The 6,502-nt window shown below is 63.9% G+C and carries 6 protein-coding genes; all 6 read left to right on the plus strand.

Going from position 1 to position 6,502, the window contains the following annotated elements; genetic code table 11:
• Positions 1-153: 153 nt before the first annotated feature.
• Positions 154-1,731 carry an FAD-dependent thymidylate synthase gene (locus M3P27_04970; protein ID MDP9267662.1) on the plus strand — a complete coding sequence of 526 codons (1,578 nt, stop codon included), beginning with the start codon at positions 154-156 and terminating at the stop codon, positions 1,729-1,731.
• Entirely contained in the window at positions 1,728-1,967 is a 240-nt protein-coding gene (locus M3P27_04975) for a hypothetical protein (protein MDP9267663.1), read from the plus strand. The genes M3P27_04970 and M3P27_04975 overlap by 4 nt, the downstream gene beginning before the upstream one ends.
• A gap of 378 nt (positions 1,968-2,345) precedes the next feature.
• On the plus strand, positions 2,346-3,419 hold the full coding sequence (gene recA, locus M3P27_04980) for a recombinase RecA (protein ID MDP9267664.1): 1,074 nt from the start codon (positions 2,346-2,348) through the stop codon (positions 3,417-3,419).
• A 134-nt stretch (positions 3,420-3,553) separates the two neighbouring features.
• Entirely contained in the window at positions 3,554-4,054 is a 501-nt protein-coding gene (gene coaD, locus M3P27_04985) for a pantetheine-phosphate adenylyltransferase (protein MDP9267665.1), read from the plus strand.
• The gene (locus M3P27_04990; protein ID MDP9267666.1) at positions 4,051-5,274 is read left to right on the plus strand and encodes a pyridoxal phosphate-dependent aminotransferase; all 1,224 of its coding nucleotides are present in this window, start codon (positions 4,051-4,053) and stop codon (positions 5,272-5,274) included. The genes coaD and M3P27_04990 overlap by 4 nt, the downstream gene beginning before the upstream one ends.
• Positions 5,275-5,411: 137 nt before the next feature.
• On the plus strand, positions 5,412-6,446 hold the full coding sequence (locus M3P27_04995) for a class I mannose-6-phosphate isomerase (GenBank protein MDP9267667.1): 1,035 nt from the start codon (positions 5,412-5,414) through the stop codon (positions 6,444-6,446).
• The last annotated feature ends 56 nt before the right edge of the window (positions 6,447-6,502 follow it).

Here is a 6,502-nt window from a genome sequence, read left to right on the forward strand (position 1 = left end):
CCCTTCGTGTTCCTTCGTGACCTTCGTGGTTATGCTTTTCCTCCTCTGCGCTCCCTGCGTGCTCCGCGGTCAAGTACCCGCGGCGAAATGAAGATTGCTATTCCACAACGCGGCTCGGTAACATCGGCTTCCCCAGAGATGTCCGACGGAAAAATGCCGAAGGCCCAACCTGCCCCCGATCCCGCCGCCGCTTCCAGCGTGAACGTTTTTGCCGTCCACGGCGTCGAGCCCGAGGTGCAGGCCTACGCCATGGCCAAATACTCCCGCTCCGCACTCTCGATGAAGGAGTCGCTGCAGGAGATCAGCGATTCCAAGGCGGAGCAGTTCCTCAACACCTTCTATTTCCAGTACGGACATCGCTCCATCGCCGACCTGGCGCACATCGCCTTCGCCATCGAGCGGCTCTCCATCCTCGCCGCCATCGAGTTGGTGGATGAGCAGCGTTGGGACGGCCAGGAGCGCTCCACCCGCTACCAGAATTTCAAGAAGTCCGGCTATTACACGCCTGACTTTGGCGCAGACGACGCCGCACGCAAGCTCTACACCGATACCGCTGACTTCCTCTTCACCGAGTACATCGGCATCTCCGAGGCGATGTTCACCCACCTGGCCGAGAAGACGGCCAAGCCGGCGGAGATGGAGCAAGCTGCCTACGATCGCACGCTCAAGGCGCGCGCCTTCGATATCTCGCGCTACCTGCTGCCGCTGGCCACCAACACCTCGCTCGGACAGATCGTGAACGCGCGCACCCTCGAGTCGCAGATCTCGCGGCTGCTCTCGCACTCCCATGGCGAGATCCGCCAGCTCGGCGAGCTGTTGCGCGAGGCCGCGCGCACGCCCGCTTACAACGTGAATCATGCGACCTGGAAGAAGCTGATCGAAGAGATCCGCGCCGTCAACCATGGCTTGGCGCAACGGGCCGAGAGCGAGCTGCTGAAGCCGGTGAGGGTCGCGCCCACGCTGGTGAAGTACACGACCCCCAACGTTTATGACATGGAGACGCGCAAAGAGCTGGCGCAGGCGGCCGCCGAGTTGATGCGCGATCCCGCCGGCAACACCCTCGCCAGCGAGAAGGTGTCGCTGGTCGACCTGCTCGACGACGAACCGCTCGACGTGGAACTCGCCACCACGCTGCTCTACGGGCATTGCCACTACCCCTACCGCCAACTGCGCGACCAGGTGATGGCGCGTCCCGCTGGCTACTGGCACGAGATCATCGCGCTGGGGACGAAGCACCGCGGCAAACACGACGAACTGCTGCGCCCGTTCTCCGCCGGTCAGGCCTTCCGCTTCGACATCCTCATGGATATCGGCGGCTTCCGCGATCTGCACCGTCACCGGCGCTGCGTCCAGATCGAGCAGGAGTTCACCACCGCCCACGGCTACGCCATCCCGCACGATCTGATCCCGGCCGGCCTGCAGCCGCGCTTCGGGGTCTCGATGAAACGCGCCACCGAGACAGTCAAGGCGCTGGCGGCGAGAAACGCGCCCGAGGCGGCGGAGAGCGCGCAGTACCTCATCCCGCTCGCCTTCCGCAAACGTACCCTGTTCAAGATGGATTTCGCCGAGGCGCTCTACATCGCCGAGCTGCGCACCACGCCGGCGGGGCACTGGTCGTACCGTGAGGTCGCGTATCAGATGTACGAGCAGGTGGCGAAGCGCTATCCCGCGCTCGGCAAGCTCTTCCGGGTGCACGACATCAGCCAGCCCGTGGACCTGTTACAACGATGAGCCGCGAGGATGACTTACGCGACGTGTTGCGGGAGGAGCGCAGCCGCGGGCGCAAGCGGCCGGTCGATACAGCTGCAGAACGGGACCAGAGGGAGCGCGAAGCAGCGGTCCTTGAGATCTATCGTCACGGCACGGAGAATGACTTGCGCGAACTGCTGCGCATTTGGGATTTCAGTGTGGAAGAGATTGAAGCTAAAGTCAGCGCTTTCCGGAAGGTCCGCGCCGGGCGATCTTAGCCGCCAACTCCAACGTCGCCTCATGGCGGGCTCGGCGCTCTTCCGGCGAGAGGCTGTCGGCCTTCCGGCTTATCGCGGAAGCCGTGGCCCCAGCTTCGTTCTCGACCGGATCGGGTTGTGGCTTATGCGAGGAAGTAGCCATGGGCTTAGGCATAGTGATACACCAAATCGAAGCGGCTTCCAAGTAGATGTGGGGAGCATCAAGCGGGTTAGCCGTCCTTGGATTCGTGTTTTATTCGCCTAATGACTAGATTTGGGCTAGAATGCGCTTTGTCGTGATTTTGGAACAAGATGCGGTTCCCGGTCCGGGAAGGCTGCCGGGCGGAGTAGAACGTCAAAACGCGCCAGAGCAGCGGCACAGATACTCAAGGAGCACTTATGGCAGACGAGCGTGGTAAAGCGATCGACCTGGCACTTGCGCAGATCGAGAAACAGTTTGGCAAAGGTTCGATCATGCGTCTGGGCAGCAAAGAGGCGATCGTTCCCATCGCCGTGATCTCCACCGGCTCCATCTCCTGCGACGCCGCGCTTGGCGTGGGCGGCGTGCCCCGCGGCCGCGTGGTCGAGATCTTCGGGCCGGAATCCTCTGGCAAGACCACGCTCGCGCTCCAGGTCATCGCCGAAGCGCAGAAGACCGGCGGCATGGCCGCATTCGTCGACGCCGAACACGCCCTCGATCCCGCCTACGCCCGCAAGCTTGGCGTGGACACCGACAACCTGCTGGTCTCGCAGCCTGACTACGGCGAGCAGGCGCTCGAGATCACCGAGGCGCTCGTCCGCTCGGGCGCGCTCGACGTGCTGGTCGTCGATTCCGTCGCCGCGCTCGTGCCCAAGGCCGAACTCGATGGCGAGATGGGCGACAGCCACATGGGACTGCAGGCGCGCCTGATGTCGCAAGCGCTGCGCAAGCTCACCGGCACGGTCTCGAAGTCGCGGACCTGCCTCATCTTTATTAACCAGATCCGCGAGAAGATCGGCGTGATGTTCGGCAATCCCGAGACCACCACCGGCGGTCGCGCGCTCAAGTTCTATTCTTCGGTCCGTCTCGACATCCGCCGCATCGCCGCCATCAAAGATGGCGACGTCGTCATCGGCTCGCGCACCCGCCTCAAGGTCGTGAAGAACAAGGTCGCCGCGCCCTTCCGCGAGGCTGAGTTCGACATGATGTATGGCGAGGGTATCTCGCGCGAAGGTGACCTGCTCGACATTGGCGTGCTGCACGAGATCATCGAAAAATCCGGCGCCTGGTTTAGCTACAAGGGCGAGCGCATCGGACAAGGACGCGAGAACTCGAAGCAGTTCCTCAAGGACAACAAGGACATCATGGTCAAGCTCGAGCATGACGTCCGCGCGAAACTCGGCTTGCCCGTGCCGGGCGAGAAGCCGCAGGCGCAGGCCGCGACCGCCCCTACTCCCATCGCTCAAGAGAAAGCCGCATCAGGCAAAAAGTAGGGACCTCGCACCGCAAGAAACGCCCCGCTCGCCGGCGCTGAACTTCGTTCATTTTCATTCCGACTTTCTTTCATTGCCCCTGCACAAGCAATCGCCATACAATCGCGGTGACGCCCACGCTCCCCTGAGGGATTTTGAAGAAGGTCATCGCCATCTATCCTGGGACGTTCGACCCGCTGACCAACGGGCATCTCGACCTCATCCAGCGTGGCAGCAAGGTCTTCGACGAGCTCATCGTCGGTATCCTCCGTAACCCCGAGAAGGATCCGCTCTTCACCCTCGGCGAGCGCAAAGAAGTCCTGCTGCGCATGACCAAGGGCTTCGCCAACGTCCGCATCGATACCTTCGACGGACTCCTGGTGGACTACGCTCGCTCGAAAGGCGCGCGTGCCGTCTTGCGCGGCATCCGCGCCATCAGCGACTACGAGTACGAGCTGCAGATGGCGCTGATGAACCGCAAACTCGATCCGCAGATCGAGACCGTATTCATGATGCCTGCCGAGGCCTACTCCTACCTCAGCTCGCGCCTCGTCAAAGAGATCTACCGGCTCGGCGGGTCCATCCGCGGACTGGTGCCGGAACTGGTGGAGCAACGCCTGCAGCAAAAGATCAAGCCCGTGAGGGGACGGAAATGACGCCAGCACAAGCCGAGTCCAAGACCGAAGGAAAGTCGACAGCCAAGCAGCAACTCACCGCGCGCATCAACCGCATCGAGACCTCGGCCACCATGGCCGTGGTCGCCGAGGCCGAGAAGCTGCGCTCGACCGGCGTGGACCTCGTCGACTTCGGCGCGGGCGAGCCGCATTTCCATACTCCGGCGCACATCAAGCAGGCGGCCATCGCCGCTATCCAGAATAATTTCACGCGCTACACGCCCGTGGCCGGCACCGCCGAGTTGCGCGACGCCATCGTCCACCGCCACAAAGAGGATTTCGGTTCGCATTACACGCGCGAGGAGTGCATCGCCTCGGTCGGCGGCAAGCACGCGCTCTTCAACGCCATCCAGGTGCTCATCGAGCACGGCGACGAAGTCATCGTCCCCGTGCCTTACTGGGTCTCGTTCAAGGACATCGTCCAATACGCCGGCGGCAAGCCTATCTATGTGGAGTGCGACGAAGCACAAGGCTTCCGCCTGACCGCCCAGATGGTCGAGCGCGCCATCACCCCGCGGACCAAGGCCATCATCCTGAACTCGCCCTCGAATCCCTCGGGCGCGGTGATGTCTGCCGCCGATCAGGACGCCATCGTCAAGCTCGCGCACGAGCAGGGCATCTACGTGATCTCCGACGAGTGCTACGTCTATCTGAACTACGCCGGCAAGGCCACCTCGGTGGGCGAGCGTGTCGCCGCGAAAGAGCACATCATCATCATCGGCTCGCTCTCGAAGACTTACTCCATGACGGGATGGCGCCTCGGCTACACCCTCGCGCCCGCGCCCATCGCCGCTGCCATCCAGAAACTGCAGAGCCAGTCGACTTCGAATCCCACCTCCATCGTGCAGAAGGCCGGCATCGCCGCGCTCACCAGCAGCCAGGAGTGCATCGACGACATGCGCACCGAGTACATCGCGCTGCGCGACCGCATCGTCGCCGGCCTGTGTGAGATCCCCGGCGTCAAGTGCAACAAGCCGCACGGCGCGTTCTACGTCTATCCCAACGTCTCGGAGTACTTCGGGCGCGGCAGCGTGAAGACGGCGGCGGACATTGCCGGCGGCCTGCTTCGCCAAGGCGGCGTCGTCACCGTGCCGGGCGAGGCCTTTGGGACGCGCGAGCACATCCGCATCTCCTACGCGACCAAGGAGAGCGAGATCGACCGCGGCCTCGAGCGCATGAAGCAGTTCTTCGCCGCGCTCTGAATCCGCCACTGAGTACTGGGTACCGGGTACTGAGTACTGCCGTTCCTGGCAACTGGCCGCTACAATACGCTCTAAGCTAAGCAGCAGCAGCTCGGCCTCGCATCATCTTCGCTGCTGCGCACGGCCCCGGCTTCCCCATGCCCGAACTGTATCCATTGCTGTTGCTGCCGGAGTTCCACGAGCGTCCCTGGGGCGCGCGTGACCTCGCGCCCATCTATGACAAGCGGGTGGGTGACGGCGACGGCGAGCCCATCGGCGAGGCCTGGCTTACCGGGGACGCCTGCCGCAGCGCCAACGGCCCTCTGCGTGGCCGGACGCTCGGTGATCTGGCGAAGGAATTCGGCGCGCAACTCACCGGCAGCGCCGCGCCCGTCCCCGGCCGCTTTCCGCTGCTCATCAAGTTCCTCTTCCCGCGCGAAAAACTTTCCGTGCAGGTCCATCCCGATGACGAGGGCGCACGCCGCATCGGCCAGCCCAGCGGCAAGACGGAATGCTGGTACGTGCTCGCCGCGGAACCGGGCGCGCAGGTCGGCCTCGGACTGAAACCGGGCACCACGCGTGACGACCTCCGGCGCGCCATCGCCGAGAAGCGCGCCGAGGCGTTGCTCAACTGGCTCGACGTCCATGCCGGCGACATGATCTACGTCGAGGCCGGCACCGTCCACGCCATCGGCCCGGGCTCCATCCTGGTCGAGACGCAGCAGAATTCCGACACCACCTATCGCCTCTACGATTACGGACGCCCGCGCCCACTGCACGTGGAAGAAGGTCTAGCCGCCACCAAAGAAAAGACGCACGCGGGCAAAGTGCGGCGCCAAGACGGTTCGGCCACGCTCATCAGCTCGCCGTGCTTCCGCGTGGAGCAGCGCAAGCTCGGCCGTGGCGACGCTTGGGCGCCGCCCGCCAGCGCAGGCGACTCCCCTCTCGGTGTGTCTCCGCAAATCCTGGTCGCGCTCGAGGGCGGCGCGCGTCTCGAGGCGCCCGGACACGAGCCAGTCGCGTTCTCGCGCGGCGAAGCCGTCGTCGTTCCCGCCAGCGTTCGTGAGTTCGTCGTTCACCCGCAATGGCAGATCGAGTTGCTTGCCATGTCGCTGCCCGCGGAGAAGACCGCGCAGCCGGAGACCTATCTCTACGAAGGAAAGTCGGACGACGTAAAAGCGGTGACGACCTAGTGGCCTGTGATTTGTCATTCCGAGCGATTGCGCGAGTAGCGCCGGCGTCCCGCCGG

This window comes from Acidobacteriota bacterium (assembly GCA_030774055.1).
GTDB lineage: Bacteria > Acidobacteriota > Terriglobia > Terriglobales > Acidobacteriaceae > JACPNR01.

Excerpts from the sequence above, each read along its gene's own strand:
- M3P27_04975 (MDP9267663.1), top strand. The coding sequence starts at position 1,728 with ATGAGCCGCGAGGATGACTTACGCGACGTGTTGCGGGAGGAGCGCAGC.
- recA (MDP9267664.1), top strand. The coding sequence starts at position 2,346 with ATGGCAGACGAGCGTGGTAAAGCGATCGACCTGGCACTTGCGCAGATC.
- M3P27_04995 (MDP9267667.1), top strand. The coding sequence starts at position 5,412 with ATGCCCGAACTGTATCCATTGCTGTTGCTGCCGGAGTTCCACGAGCGT.
- M3P27_04970 (MDP9267662.1), top strand. The coding sequence starts at position 154 with ATGCCGAAGGCCCAACCTGCCCCCGATCCCGCCGCCGCTTCCAGCGTG.
- M3P27_04990 (MDP9267666.1), top strand. The coding sequence starts at position 4,051 with ATGACGCCAGCACAAGCCGAGTCCAAGACCGAAGGAAAGTCGACAGCC.